We start from the raw sequence: 16,425 nt of genomic DNA, 5'->3' as shown, positions 1-16,425 counted from the left end.
ATCGCGGCCGGGGCTTTGGTGGTGTTGGCTTGCATGCTGACCTCCAGGTGATGTTTGGCGACTTCACTCTGGCAGAGCGCCGGTCGCCTTCCATCCCCATAGGATCTTCACGGTAATGGACAGGCGGCTTTCGGGCGCAGCCGGGATGGAAGCGGATGTTGGCCAGGAAGGGTGTACGAACACCGAGTCTAATTCACCGCCAGCGCCGTCACCTCACGCCGGAACGGCAAGGCATCGCCGATATCGGGTTCGTCCAGCTCGCGGGCGAAGCGGTGGCCGGCATAGGTCGCCCAGGCGATCGGCCCCGGCGCTTCGGCATCGCCGATGACCTTGACCGAACGGATGCCATTGCCGGCCCACTCGTTCTCCCGGGCTTTCAGCTCGCGCCAAACGGCATCGTCCTGATTGCGCGACGTGACCAGGACGACGGCGTCGGCGGTCAGCTCGTGGCGCGCACCGGTATAGACGCACGCCGTGACCACGCCGCCCGACACGATGTTCGTGACGGTCCTGTTGAGGACGATATCGACTCCCAGCTCCGCCAGGCGGCGGTGGATGGCGCCTTGTTCGAGCGTGTTGCGGGTCCAGTCCGAGACATAGGCCGACGGTGTCACCAAGGTCACCTTGGCGCCCTGGCGCGCCATCAGCTCCGCGAGGACACCGCCCATGTAATAGTGATCGTCGTCGAACAGCACGACGTTGCCGGACGGCACCTTGCCGTCCATCAGATCGTCGGGCGTGTAGACCGGCATCGCCGCGTCGATCGGCATCGGCACGACATGGGCGCGCGCGACGCCGTCGCGCCGCCAGGTCGATCCGGTTGCGATGGCGACGTTCTGGAAGCCGAAGGACAGGATGTCGTCCGCCGTCAGCCGGCTTTCGAAATAGATGTCGACATTCGGCATCTGGCTAAGCTGATACTGCCGATAGTCGCGCACCCTGCCCCAGGCCGACAGGCCCGGAAGCAGGCTTTCGCGTGCCACGCGCCCGCCGAGCTCCGTGCCTGCTTCCGCTATCGCCACCTGATAGCCGCGCAGACCGAGAGCGCGGGCGGCCTCCAGTCCGGCGGGCCCGGCGCCGACGATCAGCACGCTGTCGCTGTCGCCCTTGGCCTGCATGCGCTCGGGATGCCAGCCCTTGCGCCATTCCTCCATGAAGGTTGGGTTCTGCGTGCAGCGCGAGATCGACATGGTCATGTCGCCGGTAATGCAGATGTTGCAGCCGATGCATTCGCGGATGTCCTCGATACGCCCCTCCTCGATCTTCTTGGGTAGGAAGGGATCGGCGATCGATGGGCGGGCGCAGCCGACGAAGTCGAGCGTGCCCGATTTGATCATCCTGACCATCACGTCCGGCGAGGTGAAGCGACCGACGCCGACGACCGGCTTCGAGGTCAGCTTCTTGATGCCGAAGACGAGGCTTTCCTGCGCCGCCTCTTCCTTGAAGCGCGACGGTCCCGAGCAATCCTCCCAAGCGCCGTGGGCAAGATCCCAGAGATCGGGCAGGTCGGCATGCATCTCGATCATGTCGCGAACTTCCGAGTTGGCGAAGCCGAGCTCGCCGATCATCTCGTCCAGCGACAGCCTGAGCGTAAGGCCGCAGGTATCCCCGATCGCGTCGCGCCCTTCTTCGACAAGCTCGCGCATCAGCCGCGAGCGGTTTTTCAGCGAGCCGCCATATTCGTCGCTGCGCTGGTTGGTGGCGGTCGACAGGAAATGCTGGATGATGCCGAAGCCGTGCGCGCCGTAGAGGCACACCAGGTCGAAACCCGCCTGCCTGGCGCGCTTGAAGGCGTTGCGGTGCCAGCGGCGCAGGTCGCGTATATCCTCTCTGTCCATGGCGCGCGCCTGCACCGGATCGTTGGTGAAGGTGCGGATCGGCAGGGCCGACGGCCCGCGCGGAACCTCCTTGGTGTAGAGGTTGGGCCCGTTGATGCCGGAATAGGCGAGCTGGATGCCGGCGAGCGCACCATGCTCGTGCATGGCCTTGGCCATCTTGGCGAGCGCCGGAATGTCGGCGTCGTCCCAGAGCCTGAGCTCGATGAAGGGCGTGATCTCGGAAGTGTGGTGCATCTCCGTCTGCTCGGTGAAGATGACGCCCCATCCGCCTTCGGATTTCATGCGCCGCATCTCGGCCGCGGCCGACGGATCGCGATAACCGCCGCCATTGCAATGCGGAACCTGATAGAATCGGTTTTTGGCGGTCACCGGACCGATCTTCATCGGCTCGAACAGAATGTCGTAGCGTGGGTCGCGCATAATAGCTTCCTTCATGCCGGCTCGGTCCTGCCGATCGGCCGACATTACTCATAAGTTGGCGCCGACGCGGGAAAACTACGGAATTCTTCTGCGCGGATTAGGACGCGCCTAATCGCGCATCCGGGGATTAGCCTGCGATGAACCGGGGCTGAGCCAAATTCGACTTCAGGGCGGCGACCGCAGGATGTAGACAACCGGCTGCGGCAACGAGGCAAGTGACATGGACAGCATCAGGATACTCGAGCGGCTGATCGCCTTACCGACCGTAAGCCGCGACTCGAACCTCGATCTCATCCGCTATGTGGCGGAGCTGCTCGAAGCAAGCGGCATTGCCTGCCAGATCATTCACAGCGCCGACGGTCACAAGGCCAACCTCTTTGCCACGATCGGACCGGCCGATAGGCCCGGCATCATGCTGTCCGGCCATACCGACGTCGTGCCCGTCGACGGCCAGAACTGGACCCTGCCGCCATTCGCGATGACCTCGCGCGACGGCAAGCTTTACGGGCGTGGCGCGGCGGACATGAAGGGTTTCGTGGCTTCAGCAATCGCGGCCTGCCTCAAGGCTTCGAAAATGCCGCTGCGCACGCCCTTGCATCTCGCGCTCTCCTACGACGAGGAGGTCGGCTGTCTCGGCGTGCGCGACCTGATCGAAATGCTGAGCGCGGCGCCGCAACGCCCGCTGCTGTGCATCGTCGGCGAGCCGACCAATATGCAGGTGGCGACGGGACACAAGGGCAAGCTTGCGGCTCGCGCCGTCTGCAAGGGACGTGAGGGCCATTCCGCTCTCGCCCCGCTGGCGCTCAACGCCATCCATCTCGGCTGCGATTTCGTGCGCGCCTTGCGCGACGAGCAGGACCGGCTGGCCCGCGAAGGCGCACGCGACGGCGACTACGACATTCCCTACACAACCGTGCATGTCGGCAAGATCAATGCCGGCGTGGCGCTCAACATCGTACCCAATCTTTGCGTGGTCGATTTCGAGATCCGCAACGTCGCCGCCGACGATGCCACGGGCATCCTCGACCGGCTGCGCGATGCCGCGGCGCGCATCGCCGCGGATGCCGCTGCGATCGCCCCCGAAGCGGCGATCGACATCGAGATCACCAACACCTATCCGGGTCTCGACACGCCGGCCGCTTCGGAAGCGGTCGCCTTCGTCAAATCTCTGACCGGCGCCAACGACACCATGAAAGTCGCTTTCGGCACGGAAGGCGGATTGTTCAGCCGCGATCTCGGCACGCCCTCCGTCGTCTGCGGACCGGGCTCTATGGCGCAGGGGCACAAGCCGGACGAATTTGTCAGCATCGAGCAGTTGCGGCGTTGCGACGAGATGCTGGACAGGCTGCTGACGCGGCTCGCCGACGGCTGGCCGTGAATCTTACTTGACGATGCGCTCGGTGCCGAAGACACCCTGCTCGACGACGAAGCGGCGGCAATGGTCGATGAAAGCCTGCACCGTCAGCGTACGGTGCTCGGCGTTGGGCAGCGCAATTCCCATGGTCAGCGGCCTGATGTCGCCCAGCAGCGGAACGAAGACTAGCAATTTGCCGTCCGGCGACATGGTGTTGAGCGGCCGCATATTGGCGATGCCGTAGCCGAAGCCGTTGGCGACCATCGAGCGCATCACGGCGATATCGCCCGTGCGCTCGGCGATCTTGGGCCGCAGTCCGTTGGTCTGGAATGCCGAGAGGAAATATTCGCGGCTATAGGGCAGGTCGAGCAGCACCATCGGCTCGTCGACCAGTTCCTCAGGCGTGATGCCGGCCCTTGTCGCCAGGCGATGCGCGGCCGGCAGCATCACATAGGCCGGCAACTGCATCAGAGGTTCGAAGGTCATGTCCTGCGACAGCTCGATATCGTAAGTCAGTGCGGCGTCTATCTCGCCGCGCTGAAGCATCTCGAACAATTGCCCCTGGTTGCGCTCGAACTGCCTGACGCGCACGTCCGGATAGGCATCCTCGAACTTCCGGCGCAGCGCCGGCAGCACGATCTGCGCGAAAGTGAGCAGGCAGCCGATCGCCAGCGGTCCGCGCACCTTCTCGGCGATATCGCCGGCAATGTCGTGCAGCGCGTCCGCGTCGTTGAGCAGGCGCGCGGCTTCCTTGAGGAAGAGGCGCCCGCCCGCGGTCAGCGCGAGCGCATGCGAGTGCTTGCGCACGAAGAGCTGGACGCCGAACTCCGCTTCGAGCTGGGCGATCGACGCCGAGATCGACGGCGGCGAGACGTTCACCTGCTCGGCCGCCTTGGCGATCGAACCGGCTTCGCCGACGGCAACGAAGTATTCGAGTTGTCTGAGCGTGAAGCGGAGCGCCATCGTTCTATGTTGCCGGTTTGCACCCGGTGATCAAGTCGTGTCCGCTCCTCAGTACTTGATCCAGGTGGTCTTCAGCGCGGTGTATTTGTCGAGCGCATGCAGGGACAGGTCGCGCCCGAAGCCGGACTGCTTGAAGCCGCCGAAGGGCGTCATGGGGCTCAGCGCATCGACGGTGTTCACCGACACCGTGCCGACCCGAAGCCGCTCCGCGATGCGATGCGCCCGCGACAGGCTGTCAGTCCACAGCGATGCAGCCAGGCCGTAGACGCTGTCGTTGGCGATCCGCAGCGCCTCGTCTTCGGTATCGAACGCGATGATCGACAGCACCGGACCGAATATCTCGTCGCGGGCAAGCGGAACGTCCGGCGGGACATTGTCGAAGATCGTGGGCTGGACAAAACTGCCACGCCCGTCGACGGCGACCCGGCCGCCGCCGGTCACCAGCCGGGCCGACTTCTTGCCGCCGTCGATGAAACGCATGACGGTTGCGGCGTGCCTGGCGTTCACCATCGCGCCCATCCTCGATGCCGGGTCGAGGGGGTCGCCGGGCTGGGTCGCCGCCGCCCGTTCCGCCAGCTTCTCGACCAGCGCATCCTTGATGCTGCGCTCCACCAGAAGCCGGGAATTGGCAGAGCACACCTGGCCCTGGTTGAAGAAGATGCCGAAGGCCGCCATGTCGGCCGCCGCGTCGAGGTCGGCGCAATCCGCGAACACCAGGTTGGGACTCTTGCCGCCGGTCTCCAGCCAGACCTGCTTCATGTTCGACTGGCCGGAATACTGCAGGAACATCTTGCCGACCGCGGTCGACCCGGTGAAGGCAAGGCAATCGACATCCATGTGGCGGCCAAGCGCCTGGCCGGCCGTCTCGCCGAGGCCGGGCACCACATTGAGCACGCCGGCGGGCAGGCCTGCTTCCATCGCAAGCTCCGCCAGCCTGAGCGCCGAGAAGGGCGATTGCTCGGCCGGCTTCAGCATCACCGAATTGCCCGCCGCCAGCGCCGGCGCGCATTTCCAGGTTGCCATGTCGAGCGGGAAATTCCATGGCACCACGGCACCCACCACCCCGAGCGGCTCGCGCCGCACCAGCGCGAGGTCACCCTGGCCCGTCGGCGCCACCTCGTCATAGACACTTGTCGATCGCTTCGGCGTACCACTGGAAAATCGCCGCCGAGCCCGGCACGTCGATGGTAGCGGCGTCCTTGACCAGCTTGCCCATGTCCAGCGATTCCAAGAGCGCGAGTTCCTGCAGGTTCTCGCGCAGCAGTTCCGCCAGCCGCAGTAGCACCTCCTTGCGGTGCTGCGGGCTCGTTCGCGACCAGACGCCGGCCTCGAAGCTGCGTCGCGCCGCGGCGACGGCAAGGTCGATGTCCTCCTCCCCGCAGGAGGCGACCTTGGCGAGCGTCGCTCCCGTTGCCGGATTGATGCTGGCGAAGGTCCGGCCGGAGCGCGCCGGCACCGGCTCGCCGTCGATGAACGCCTTGTCGCGAAACCGGATCGCCGACGCCCTGCCGATCCAGTCCTTATGGCTAAGTTCGCTCATGCTTGCTCCAGACTGCCGGGGCTTACTCGTCACCGGGAACGCCGTAGCTCGGCGCGTCGGATGGATTGAGGGCGCGGGTGACATAGGCATCGAGCTGGGGCTTGTAGATCTCCCACAGCCCAGCCAGTTGCTCGATCGGGCAGGCTTCCGTCCAGTCGCAGCGCAGGTCGGCGACGGGCCACGAGACATCGCGCACCAGCTTCATGCCGGCGGAGCGAACGGGCCCTGCTTCGCCCCCCGCTCTCAGCGCAGCGCGCATCGTGACGATCAGCCGGTCACCGAGATGGCCCTCGGAGGCGAGGAACGCGTCGACCATGGCCTGTGGAATTCCGTCGTTGGCGAGCAGGTTGCCGCCGCAGGCGACGTCCTCGCCGCGCGCCTCGGCCCAGATGCCGAGGGCTTTCGGCCCGGAATGGATGGCGCTGCCGCCGGCCGCGTCGACCGCCAGCACCTGACGGTATTCACTGAAGGCCGCCGTGCGCTTGATGATCGCGACGGCCTCGGCTGCGGAGGCGCCGCGCGCCATCAGCTCCAAGGCCCGGACCCCGAGCGTCGGGTCGGTGACGTTCTGGCTGGCGACCGCGCCGACGCCCGCCTGCGCGTAGGCGCACCGGGCAGCGACCGCGGGAGACGATGACGACACCGCCACGCCGAACATGCCTGTGCGCCGGCAGCGGGCGACAATGGAGAAGGTCATGGCGCTCAGTCCGGAATGACGGCGGTGCCGTCGATCTCGACCAGCCATTCCGGCCGCGCCAGGGCCGACACGACCAGCCCGGTCGAAACCGGATGCACGCCTTTGATGTATTCGCCCATCGTCCGGTAGACGGCTTCGCGATGGCGGACGTCGGTGAGATAGATCACCACCTTCACAAGATGCTCCATCGTGCCGCCGCATTCCTCGATGAGCTGCTCGATGTTCTGCATGACCTTGTGGGTCTGCTCGACCGGATCGTGACTGTCGATGTTCTTGGCGGTGTCCAGATCCTGCGGGCACTGGCCGCGCAGATAGACGGTGCGGCCGCCGCGCGTGACGACCGCCTGGCAGAGATCATTGTCGAGCTTCTGCTCGGGATAGGTGTCCTTGGTGTTGAATTTGCGAATTCGCGTATGCGCCATCTTGGTCTCCATCAGGTCGGGTTCGCAGCGTCGTCGGCTCTGGTCAGGCGTCCACGGTCTCTCGCTTCGCCGCAGCGTGGTAGGCTAGATATTTGCGCTGCGTCGAAATGCGGTCGGCCACGTGCTTGGCGTCGTGCCAGACGCCCCAGATGAAGCTCGACCCTCTTCGCGACTGCCAGGGCAGACCCAGGAAATAGATCCCGGGCTCCGTCGAGACGCCGCGGTGGTGCCTTGGCCGGCCCTTCTCGTCGAAAGCGTCGACCTTCAGCCAGCTGTAATCGACGGCAAAGCCCGTCGCCCAGACGATCGCCGCTATCCCGGCGTCGGCCAGATCGAGCTCAAGGATCGGATTGGTCACGCATTCCGGATCCGGGTCGATCCGGCGGGCGGAGGGCTCTTCCGGGAGGTCGAGGCCGTTGCGCGCGACATAGGCGTCGGCCTCGTCCAGCAGCGACATCAGATTGGCGTCGCCGCGGGCAATGTTCTTCGCAAGGTCAGGCGCGAAAGTCATTACGCCGTCCTGATACGTCTTTGTCATGCCGACCAGCGTAAGCCCCTGCGCGGCCAGGCGGCGGAAATCGATCGTTTCACCGCCGCGTGAGCCGCTCACCGCAATCGTGACATGTTCCGTGCCGGGTCCCGGGGTTTCGAGGTCCCATTTGCCGAGAACGCCCAGCCACCAGCAGAAGTCGCGCCCGCGATAGGCTCGCGGCGGGCGATCGTGCGGGCCGACCGAGAGATAGACGCGCCTGCCGGCGCGCTGGAGTTCGTCCGCGATCTGCACGCCCGAGGATCCCGCGCCAACCACCAGGACTGCGCCTTTCGGCAACTGCGCCGGATTGCGGTAAGCGCCGGAATGGATTTGCAGGACGCCTGCGTCCTTGGGGACAACCGGCGGGATGACAGGCACCTGGAAAGGGCCGGTCGCGGCGACGACGCTGTTGGCCTCGATCACGCCATCCGACGTCTCGACGAGGAATCCGGGCCGGCCGACATTTCTCTGCACACGCCTGACCTCCACTCCGCAGCGGATCGGCGCATCGATCTGCTTTGCGTAGGCGACAAAATAGTCGGCAACCTCCTCCTTGGAGGGAAAGTCATCGGGACCCGTGCGCGGAAACTCCATGCCCGGGAACCGGTCATGCCAGGCCGGACCGTTGGCAACCAGGGAGTCCCAACGCTGCGAGCGCCAGCGCTCGGCAATCCGGCCGCGTTCGAGGACCAGATGAGGCACCCCGCACTTGCTCAGGTGCTCGCTCATAGCCACCCCGGCCTGGCCGCCGCCGACGACGAGCGTGTCTACTTTCTCAATCGACATATCCACGTCTCTTTGTAGCTCTGGGTGAGGGCTTTCGCCGCTGTGATGGAGGTCCGGTTTGCTTTTAAGTGACGGGCCGGAGGGACGAAAATTATGATTTCATGTGTCAGTGCTTAGCTTATCCCTAAACGCTGGAGCGGGTCGCAGAGCGGATGCGAAACTCCCCGCGATCAAGGTCGGGGCAACGACCTGCTAACCTCGACGAGGCTTAGGCAAACCCTAAGCACGGGTACCAGAAAAAGTAATTCTTCCGCCTCGGATTTGGTGGTTCCCTGCATCCGTCACCCGCATGAGAGCGACGATCCCTGAGAGAGAAATGGCGAAGGAGACCCTTTACGCGAACGGCTCGCTATACACGGTCGACGCGGCAAATCCCCATGCAGAGGCAATGCTGGTTCGCGGCGACCGGATCGCGGCTGTCGGCTCGTGGTCCTTCGTCCAGTCGCGAGCCTCCGCGGACGCCGAAATTGTCGATCTTCAAGGCCGGTTCGCGATGCCGGCCTTCATCGATTCCCACCTCCATTTTGCCTGGGGAAGCAAATACCTCGATGAAGTGCAGCTGCGCGAGGCAAAGACCTTCGGCGAGGTCCTTGCCCGCCTGAGGGCGTATGCGCAAGCGCATCCCGATCGCACGTGGATTGTGGGCAGCGAATTCAGTTACGGCTATCCCGACCTCCCCGGAGGGGGCTTCCACAAATCGCTTCTCGATCAAGTTGTTGCCGATCGCCCCGTCTTCTTCCGCTCCGGCATGGCTCACGCGGCCTGGGTGAACAGCAAGGCGTTGGAACTTGCCGGTATCACGCGCAACACGCCGGATCCCGAAGGTGGCGAGATCGTAAGAGATGCAAGCGGTGAGCCGACCGGGTGGTTGAAGGAGAGAGCGTGGTCCCAGCTTGAAACTCTGGTCCCCCAATCTTCGAAATCCGATATGCGAGCGGCGCTGCTCCGTGCCATCAAGGAAGCAAACCGCCTGGGATTGTCGCGGGTCCAAAGCGCAGGAATGGATGACGAAGCAGTCCCCCTGCTGGCTGAGATATTCGCGAACGGCGAGCTGAGCCTGAGGTTCACGCTTTCGAGCATTGTCAATCCGGATTCGAACCTCGGCGACGTGATCGCGCGCGTATCCGGCTGGAGGAACGAGCTTGATTCCGCCTTTCTCGAAGGGCGGGTCATCAAATTCTTTCTTGACGGCGTCCTGGAATCCCACACCGGCTTCATGCCTCAGGGCTACGCCGACAAACCGGGAGAAACCGGAACATGCCTATGGGAGGCATCGGCCTACAACGCCGCCGTCAGCCGTGCCCAGCAGGAAGGATTTCAAGTCTGGACGCACGCGATCGGTACCGGAGCCATCGAAATGGCGCTCGACGCATATGCCGCGGACGGGGAACGCTCAAGGCAGCGCCGGCCACGGGTCGAGCATTGCGAAATACCCACTGCGCGCGACATCGAGCGTTTCGGCCGGATAGGAGCGATAGCGAGCTTCCAGCCCGCCATGATCTACCCACGCGACCAATGGCTCGGAATGGAAGGGCTTTGGGAAGTGCGGGTCGGCTCCGAATCCTTGCCGCGAGCCTTTCCCGTTCGCTCCATCCTGGAAGCCGGCGGCCCCGTCGCGTTCGGAACCGATTGGCCCATCGTCGATCTCAATCCGCTCATCGGCATACGCAATGCGGTGCTGCGCCAAAGCCGGGACCACCAGCCAAAAGACGGCTGGGTCCCGCGGCAGAGGATCACCGTCGCGCAGGCGCTCCATGCCTATACGCTGGGGGCAGCCTTTGCCGGCCACCGGGAAGACGACGAGGGCAGTCTGGCGACGGGGAAGCTCGCCGACTTCATCGTCCTTTCCGATGATCCGCTGCAGGTCGAGCAGGACAAGATCGCGGATATCAAGGTGCTGAAAACAGTGGTCGGCGGAAAGTCGGTTTGGGAAGAACCCGCGATCTAGGATCGCGTCTTTTGGGGGTTGGCATGGAAGCGCCGGAATATGATTACATCGTCGTCGGCGCGGGTTCGGCTGGTTGCGTGGTCGCCAATCGGTTGAGCGCCGATCCATCGATGAAAGTGTGCCTGATCGAGGCCGGCGGCAGCGACAACAGCCTGCGGGTCAAGGTGCCGGCCGGCATCCTGTCGCTCTATGGCAATCCGAACTACGACTATTGTTTCGTCGGCGTGCCGCAGCCCCATCTCAAAAACCGCAGGATTCCGGTCAACCGCGGCAAGGCGCTGGGCGGATCGAGCTCGATCAACTCGATGGTCTATATTCGGGGCGCGGCCGAGGACTATGACGAGTGGGCCGGGCTCGGCTGCGCCGGCTGGGCCTATAGCGACGTGCTGCCCGTGTTCAGGAAACTGGAGCGCAATCTGCTCGGCCAGGACCCGCGCTATCATGGCAGCGACGGCGAGCTGCTGGTCGACAATCCGCGCGATCCGAACGTGCTCTCCGACATGTTCGTCAAGGCCGGGAAAAACGCCGGCCTGCCCACCAATAGCGACTTCAATGCCGAGAGCCAGTTCGGCCTCGGCATCTACAACGTCACGCAGAACCGCGGGCAGCGCTTCAGCAGCTTCAGCGCCTTCATGCGTCCGGTGCTTCATCGCAGGAACCTGACGCTGCTCAGCGAATGCGAAGTGATCGACCTTGTCATCGCCGAAGGGCGCGCCGCGGGAATGCGCGTGCAGCATCAGGGCCAGCAGAAGACACTCTCGGCCAGCCGCGAGATCGTGCTGTCGGCCGGCGCCGTCAACTCGCCCAGGATCCTGATGGCCTCGGGGATCGGTCCCGCTGCCGAACTCCAAGCGATCGGTATCGCGCCGGTCCTCGACCTGCCCGGCGTCGGCAAGAACCTGCAGGACCATGTCGACGGCATGATCACCGTGCGCTCCAAAAGCACCAGGACGCTCGGCCTGTCGCTTGCCAACCTGCCGCGCATCGCCGCCGCGCCCTTCCAGTATTTCGCGCGCCGCAAGGGCATGCTCACCACCAACTATGTCGAAGCCGGCGGCTTCGCCAAAACCAGGCACGCGAACGGGCTTCCCGACATCCAGTTCCACTTCGTGCCGGGCTATCGCAGCCATCGCGGCAGGCTGATCGAATACGGCCACGGCTACGCCATCCACACCTGCGTGCTCAGGCCGAAAAGCGTGGGCGAGATAAGGCTGTCGCGCGACAGTTCCCGCCGCGACGTCCTCATCGACCACCGCTTCTTCACGCATGAAGACGACGCCATGGTGCTGGTCGAAGGCATCAAGATTGCGCGCCGGATTTTTGCCTCACCCGAATTCGACGCGGTGCGCGGCAAGGAGATGCTGCCGGGCAAGGATGTCCGCAGCGACGACGAGATCCTCGCCTATCTGCGCGCCGAGGCGCTGACCGTCTATCACCCGGTGGGAACCTGCATGATGGGAACGGACGACATGGCTGTCGTCGATCCGGCGACGCTCAAGGTGCGTGGCGTGGACGGGCTCCGGGTCGCCGATGCCTCGGTCATGCCGAAGCTAATCGGCGGCAACACCAATGCGCCAAGCATGATGATCGGCCAGAAGGCCTCGGAGATGATCCTCGGCGCGGCTCGCAACGGCCAAAGGTAGGGATCGCCTCGGCCTTTGACGTTTGAGGGGCAGTTCAGCGTTTATACGCAGAACTGCGCCCAACCATTTGTGATCGCTTGAGATTGCTCTCAAAGCGCGTGATGGGCTTTACGCCTCTGATTATGCATGTCGTTCGCCCAAACCGCTGCGCACTTTTGGGCGACATGCATTAGTGATCCTCGTCGATCTCGTCGTGCAGGAGGCCGAGGATGCGACGCTTGAGCGCGATGAAGTCGGGCTCGAGGATGACGTCCATCGAGCGCGGCCGCGGGATATCGACCTTGATCTCGGCCTTGATCTTGCCGGGCCGGGCCGTCATCACCAGGACGCGATCGCCCAGCACCAGTGCCTCGTCGATGTCGTGGGTGACGAAGAGCACCGTCTTCTGCTGCCGTTCCCAGACGCGCAGGAGCAGCTTCTGCATGGTGCCGCGCGTCTGGCTGTCGAGAGCGCCGAATGGCTCGTCCATCAACAACACGGCCGGGTCGTTGGCAAGGGCGCGCGCGATCGCCACGCGCTGCTTCATACCGCCGGAAAGCTGCGCGGGATAATGGTCCGCGAAAGGCGCAAGACCGACCTCGTTGAGATACTGGTCGACGATCTGCTTGCGCTGCTCCGCCGGCAGGCCCTTGCGTTTCGGTCCATATTCGATGTTGGCGCACACCGTGAGCCAAGGAAACAAGGTGTAGCTCTGGAACACCATGCCCCTGTCGGGACCGGGCTCGATCACCTCCCAGCCGTCGACCTTGATGCTGCCCGATGTCGCGTCATTGAGGCCGGCCGCGAGGTAGAGCAGGCTGGATTTGCCGCATCCCGAAGGACCGACGATGACGCAGAATTCGTTCTTGGCCACCTTCAGCGACACATCGTCCAGCGCCAGCACGCCATTGGCGTCGCCATAGCGTAATGTCACGTCCTCGATGGCCATAGTGGTGCCGGCCGAATGCGGATCGCCGGCTGCATGGGCCATGCCGGCCGGATTGTTCGCCTTGACGGTTTCGGTCATCACTACTCTTGATCCGGCTGCGGTTTGCGAGGAAGCGTTCAACATCAAGGTGCCCATGGCGCAACCCTTGCCCGGAGAATGCGGAATGCGGTGTCGGTGATCAGGCCGAGAAGCCCGATCGCGGCGATCGCCATGAAGATCACATCGACCTGGAAGCCGCGCATCGCCTTGAGGCTGATATAGCCGAGGCCGCTCGACGCCGCGACGAGCTCCGCGACGACCAGATATGTCCAGGCCCAGCCCATGGTGACGCGAAGCGTGTCGAGTATCGAGGGAAGCGCGGCGGGAAAGATCACATGCCACACCGCCTCTGAGCGCTTGGTGCCCAGAGTGTAGGAGGCGTTGACCAGATCCCTGGAGACGCTGCGCGCACAGTCGGAGATCATCACCAGTTGCTGGAAGAATGTGCCGAAGAAGATCACCGCTATGCGTTGCTCGATGCCGATGCCGATCCAAAGGATGAACAGCGGCACGAAAGAGGTGACAGGCAGATAGCGGATGAAATTGACCAGTGGCTCCAGCGGCGCCTGCACCGCCCGGTAGGTGCCCATCCAAAGCCCCAGCGGCACGGCGATAAGCGAGGACACGATGAAGCCCAGGATCACCACCTTGGCGCTGGTCAAAGTATGGTAGAAAAGGCTGCCGTCGAGCGACATGCGATAGGTCGTCTCGAGCACGGTCCCGGGCGTCGGCAGGAACATGTTCGGCACGACGCGGCCGTAGGACAGCAAGGCCCAGCCGCCGATCACGATGATCCACATCGCCAGCGCGAGCGTGGTTGCCGTGCTGGCCGGAATGTTGGCGAAGGGGGTCGTCAGGCGTGTCCACGCCGTCCGCCTTTGTGCCATAAGATGGCCTCCGTTGATTTAAGTGCGAAGCTGTGGCTTCGAGAAACGGGCCGGCCTCGAGAGGCCGACCAGCTCTGGCTTTCGGAAAAACGGGGATCGGCCCCGGGGGGCCGACCCTGTTAATTTCGAAGGCTCACTGTTCCTTGATGAAATCGGTGTCGAGAATGGTCTTCGCGTCGATCGTCATCTTGAGCTTGCCGGCCTTGCCCCAGATATCCTGCGCGAAGTTCACCAGGTCGGATGCCTCGCTCTTCTCCGGGGCGCCGAAGAATTCCAGGTTGCGGGCGCGGTCGTAGTAGCGAACGCCCTGGGCGCCAGCCGCGAAATCCTCAGGCTTCTCGAGATAGCCGCCAATGCCCTTGGCCATGATCTCATAGGCCTTCTCCGGGTTGGTCTTGATGTATTCGACCGCCTTGTAATAGCCCTTGATGAGGGCCTTCACATCTTCGGGATGCTTCTCGATCAGGTCGCATTTGAGTGCGATCACATCGACGATCAGGCCGGGGGTCGTCGTGGAATCGATCAGCACCTTTCCCTTGCCGCCCTTGCGGACTTCGGTGAGGTGCGGCTCCCAGGTCACGGCGGCCGGAACCTGGCCGGCGATGAAGGCGGTCGCCGCGTCATCGGCGGTCATGTTGGTGACGCTGACATCGTTCTCGGTCATGCCTTCCTTTTTCAGGAGCACATTGAACCAGAATTCGGAAACGGAGCCCTCGTTCAGGGCGACGGGCTGGCCCTTCAGGTCGTTGAGCGACTTGACGTCAGCCTGCGTGACGACGCCGTCGCCGCCGTGGCTGTCGTCGAGCGCGACGACATATTTAAAGCAAAGCTCGTCCGACCGGTACTTCATCAGTTCGTCGACGGTGGAGGCGGCGCCGTCGAGATCACCGCCGGCCACCGCCGCCATGTAAAGCGCCGATTCTTCGATGACCTTCAGGTCGACATCGACGCCGGCTTCCTTGAAGTAGCCGAGGTCGCGGGCGAGAAACAGCGGCCCGTAGCCGACCCAGGTGGTCATGCCGAGGCGAATGGCACCGGCGTCGGCGGGAGCGGCAAGCCCCAGGCCGAGCAAGCCCGCGCCGACCGCGGTCATCAGGCAATTGCGGAATGTCTTCATTGTCGTGGTTCCCCATGGCTGTTGCCGGCATCGGCTCATTCACTGGCCAAAGCCAAGCGGTGTTTCGGCAGCCGCTCTCTTGTTATGCGTCGCCTCCCAGGCGAGCCTTATCTGTTCTAGGGTCGGCAAGAGAGCATCCGGGCCGGATCGCAAAAAGAAGTCTTTTTCTGTCCTTTGCTTCGCCGAAACCGAAGCAAGGAACCTCCTTGTCGGAGAGGGCGCGGACGCGGCCCGCCTTAGCGTGCAACGCGGCTAGCGCAGTACCGCTCAAAATGGGTGGACGGATTCGGAGCAGCGAGCTTATAGAAACCGTGACCTGTCGCCCCGGCCGTGTAACAAACCGCGTAACAAAACAAACAAAAAGCTGAATATTTTCAACGTTATAGGCCTAAGATCGAAAGACGCTCTCTCCGCCAGAATTTTTCTAATAAGTCAATTATTTCAAATAGTTAGTTAGCTCATAGGAGCGCTTCAAGGTCGAAGCGTCGTTAGTCTGTCTAACAAACGGTCAGGAATCCCCATAGTCCGCCATGGCGTCGCTCAACATCGAAGAGGTCAGCGTCCTGTTTGGGTCGGAGCGGCATGGCAGCTTCGGACTGGAGATCTTCAAGAGCGGACATTCCGGTCGGCGAGCGCGTCGTCGTGACCTGACCCATTTCGGTCGTAGCGCGCCACAAGTTCGAACGTCGCAGTAGGGTTACGCCTTGGGACATTCGCGAGCTCCGGTCCCCCATAAGTAGCCGTTTCCATCAGCCGTCGACTCGAACGGCGCATTTCCTTCATGGCCTTTTTGGCAGGCTTTCTTGGTGCCGCTCTGAGGCTTCTGGGTTATGCTGCGGAACCTTGGGCTCCGAGTGGACGGAGGAGGAGCCATGGACGTTGGTGCCTGGCTGCGTGATCAAGGGCTGGGACAATACGAGGAAGCGTTCCGCCAAAACGACATCGATCCGGAAGTTCTTCGGGATCTTACGGCCGAGGACCTGATTGGGCTCGGCGTGGTTTCAGTACGACACCGCCGTAAACTGCTCGCCGCGATCACCGCGCTGCGCGCGATCGCTCGACAAGGGACCGACCCAGCCCAGGTTTTACCGAAGGATTTGCGACGTCGGATTTGCAATTGGCCCAACGGGTACTTTGCTAGACCACCCGTTTCGGTGGCGCTGCCAGGTTATCCGACTGGTCGGGCCGAACGACCCACTTGCATTATAGCTTGTCCTACCCCGAATGACTCGAAAACGGTCGGATCGGAACGCTCGCTCCGCGGGATGCCGATGTCAAGAATTGGCGCGAGGACGTCCTTCCGGAACCGGA

General features: G+C 63.5%; 11 protein-coding genes and 2 pseudogenes. 4 read left to right on the top strand and 9 right to left on the bottom strand.

Annotation, left to right across the window (positions count from 1 at the left end):
- Window positions 1-188: 188 nt before the first annotated feature.
- Window positions 189-2,258 (bottom strand): oxidoreductase, encoded by a 2,070-nt coding sequence (locus RFN28_RS27140; protein WP_320290252.1) that lies wholly within the window; start codon window positions 2,256-2,258, stop codon window positions 189-191.
- A 220-nt stretch (window positions 2,259-2,478) separates the two neighbouring features.
- On the opposite strand from RFN28_RS27140, the gene argE reads away from it, so the two are divergent.
- On the top strand, window positions 2,479-3,636 hold the full coding sequence (gene argE / locus RFN28_RS27135) for an acetylornithine deacetylase (RefSeq protein ID WP_320290245.1): 1,158 nt from the start codon (window positions 2,479-2,481) through the stop codon (window positions 3,634-3,636).
- A gap of 3 nt (window positions 3,637-3,639) precedes the next feature.
- Here argE and RFN28_RS27130 read toward each other — a convergent pair whose 3' ends face one another.
- The 5 genes and pseudogenes from RFN28_RS27130 to RFN28_RS27110 form a co-directional block, all read right to left on the bottom strand.
- Window positions 3,640-4,575 (bottom strand): LysR family transcriptional regulator, encoded by a 936-nt coding sequence (locus RFN28_RS27130; protein WP_320290244.1) that lies wholly within the window; start codon window positions 4,573-4,575, stop codon window positions 3,640-3,642.
- A gap of 48 nt (window positions 4,576-4,623) precedes the next feature.
- Window positions 4,624-6,115 (bottom strand): annotated as a pseudogene (locus RFN28_RS27125) (aldehyde dehydrogenase).
- A 22-nt stretch (window positions 6,116-6,137) separates the two neighbouring features.
- Entirely contained in the window at window positions 6,138-6,812 is a 675-nt protein-coding gene (locus tag RFN28_RS27120; protein WP_320290243.1) for a DUF1028 domain-containing protein, read from the bottom strand.
- A gap of 5 nt (window positions 6,813-6,817) precedes the next feature.
- Entirely contained in the window at window positions 6,818-7,234 is a 417-nt protein-coding gene (locus tag RFN28_RS27115) for a RidA family protein (protein ID WP_320290242.1), read from the bottom strand.
- 43 nt (window positions 7,235-7,277) lie between these two features.
- Window positions 7,278-8,552, bottom strand: a complete 1,275-nt coding sequence (locus RFN28_RS27110) for a flavin-containing monooxygenase (RefSeq protein WP_320290241.1) — start codon at window positions 8,550-8,552, stop codon at window positions 7,278-7,280.
- 316 nt (window positions 8,553-8,868) lie between these two features.
- On the opposite strand from RFN28_RS27110, the gene RFN28_RS27105 reads away from it, so the two are divergent.
- Both RFN28_RS27105 and RFN28_RS27100 read left to right on the top strand, forming a co-directional pair.
- On the top strand, window positions 8,869-10,500 hold the full coding sequence (locus RFN28_RS27105) for an amidohydrolase (RefSeq protein WP_320290240.1): 1,632 nt from the start codon (window positions 8,869-8,871) through the stop codon (window positions 10,498-10,500).
- 23 nt (window positions 10,501-10,523) lie between these two features.
- Window positions 10,524-12,143, top strand: a complete 1,620-nt coding sequence (locus tag RFN28_RS27100) for a GMC family oxidoreductase (protein WP_320290239.1) — start codon at window positions 10,524-10,526, stop codon at window positions 12,141-12,143.
- Between the two features lie 169 nt (window positions 12,144-12,312).
- Here RFN28_RS27100 and RFN28_RS27095 read toward each other — a convergent pair whose 3' ends face one another.
- From RFN28_RS27095 to RFN28_RS27085, 3 genes are all read right to left on the bottom strand, one after another.
- Window positions 12,313-13,113 carry an ABC transporter ATP-binding protein gene (locus RFN28_RS27095; protein WP_430678983.1) on the bottom strand — a complete coding sequence of 267 codons (801 nt, stop codon included), beginning with the start codon at window positions 13,111-13,113 and terminating at the stop codon, window positions 12,313-12,315.
- An 80-nt stretch (window positions 13,114-13,193) separates the two neighbouring features.
- A complete protein-coding gene (locus RFN28_RS27090) occupies window positions 13,194-13,997 on the bottom strand; it encodes an ABC transporter permease (protein ID WP_320290238.1) in 804 nt (267 codons plus the stop codon).
- A gap of 133 nt (window positions 13,998-14,130) precedes the next feature.
- Window positions 14,131-15,114 (bottom strand): ABC transporter substrate-binding protein, encoded by a 984-nt coding sequence (locus RFN28_RS27085; RefSeq protein WP_320290237.1) that lies wholly within the window; start codon window positions 15,112-15,114, stop codon window positions 14,131-14,133.
- Between the two features lie 872 nt (window positions 15,115-15,986).
- Between RFN28_RS27085 and RFN28_RS27080 the strand changes: the two are divergent.
- A pseudogene (locus tag RFN28_RS27080) lies at window positions 15,987-16,193 on the top strand (SAM domain-containing protein); the annotation flags it as partial.
- Window positions 16,194-16,425 lie beyond the last annotated feature (232 nt).

The sequence above is a fragment of the Mesorhizobium album genome, from assembly GCF_033977205.1.
GTDB lineage: Bacteria > Pseudomonadota > Alphaproteobacteria > Rhizobiales > Rhizobiaceae > Mesorhizobium > Mesorhizobium album.
The sequence above is the reverse complement of the archived record's forward strand: the minus strand, read 5'-3'. Positions and strand labels throughout refer to the sequence as shown.

Excerpts from the sequence above, each read along its gene's own strand:
- RFN28_RS27110 (WP_320290241.1), bottom strand. The coding sequence starts at position 8,552 with ATGTCGATTGAGAAAGTAGACACGCTCGTCGTCGGCGGCGGCCAGGCC.
- RFN28_RS27115 (WP_320290242.1), bottom strand. The coding sequence starts at position 7,234 with ATGGCGCATACGCGAATTCGCAAATTCAACACCAAGGACACCTATCCC.
- argE (WP_320290245.1), top strand. The coding sequence starts at position 2,479 with ATGGACAGCATCAGGATACTCGAGCGGCTGATCGCCTTACCGACCGTA.
- RFN28_RS27095 (WP_430678983.1), bottom strand. The coding sequence starts at position 13,113 with ATGGCCCATGCAGCCGGCGATCCGCATTCGGCCGGCACCACTATGGCC.
- RFN28_RS27085 (WP_320290237.1), bottom strand. The coding sequence starts at position 15,114 with ATGAAGACATTCCGCAATTGCCTGATGACCGCGGTCGGCGCGGGCTTG.
- RFN28_RS27140 (WP_320290252.1), bottom strand. The coding sequence starts at position 2,258 with ATGCGCGACCCACGCTACGACATTCTGTTCGAGCCGATGAAGATCGGT.
- RFN28_RS27100 (WP_320290239.1), top strand. The coding sequence starts at position 10,524 with ATGGAAGCGCCGGAATATGATTACATCGTCGTCGGCGCGGGTTCGGCT.
- RFN28_RS27130 (WP_320290244.1), bottom strand. The coding sequence starts at position 4,575 with ATGGCGCTCCGCTTCACGCTCAGACAACTCGAATACTTCGTTGCCGTC.
- RFN28_RS27090 (WP_320290238.1), bottom strand. The coding sequence starts at position 13,997 with ATGGCACAAAGGCGGACGGCGTGGACACGCCTGACGACCCCCTTCGCC.
- RFN28_RS27105 (WP_320290240.1), top strand. The coding sequence starts at position 8,869 with ATGGCGAAGGAGACCCTTTACGCGAACGGCTCGCTATACACGGTCGAC.
- RFN28_RS27120 (WP_320290243.1), bottom strand. The coding sequence starts at position 6,812 with ATGACCTTCTCCATTGTCGCCCGCTGCCGGCGCACAGGCATGTTCGGC.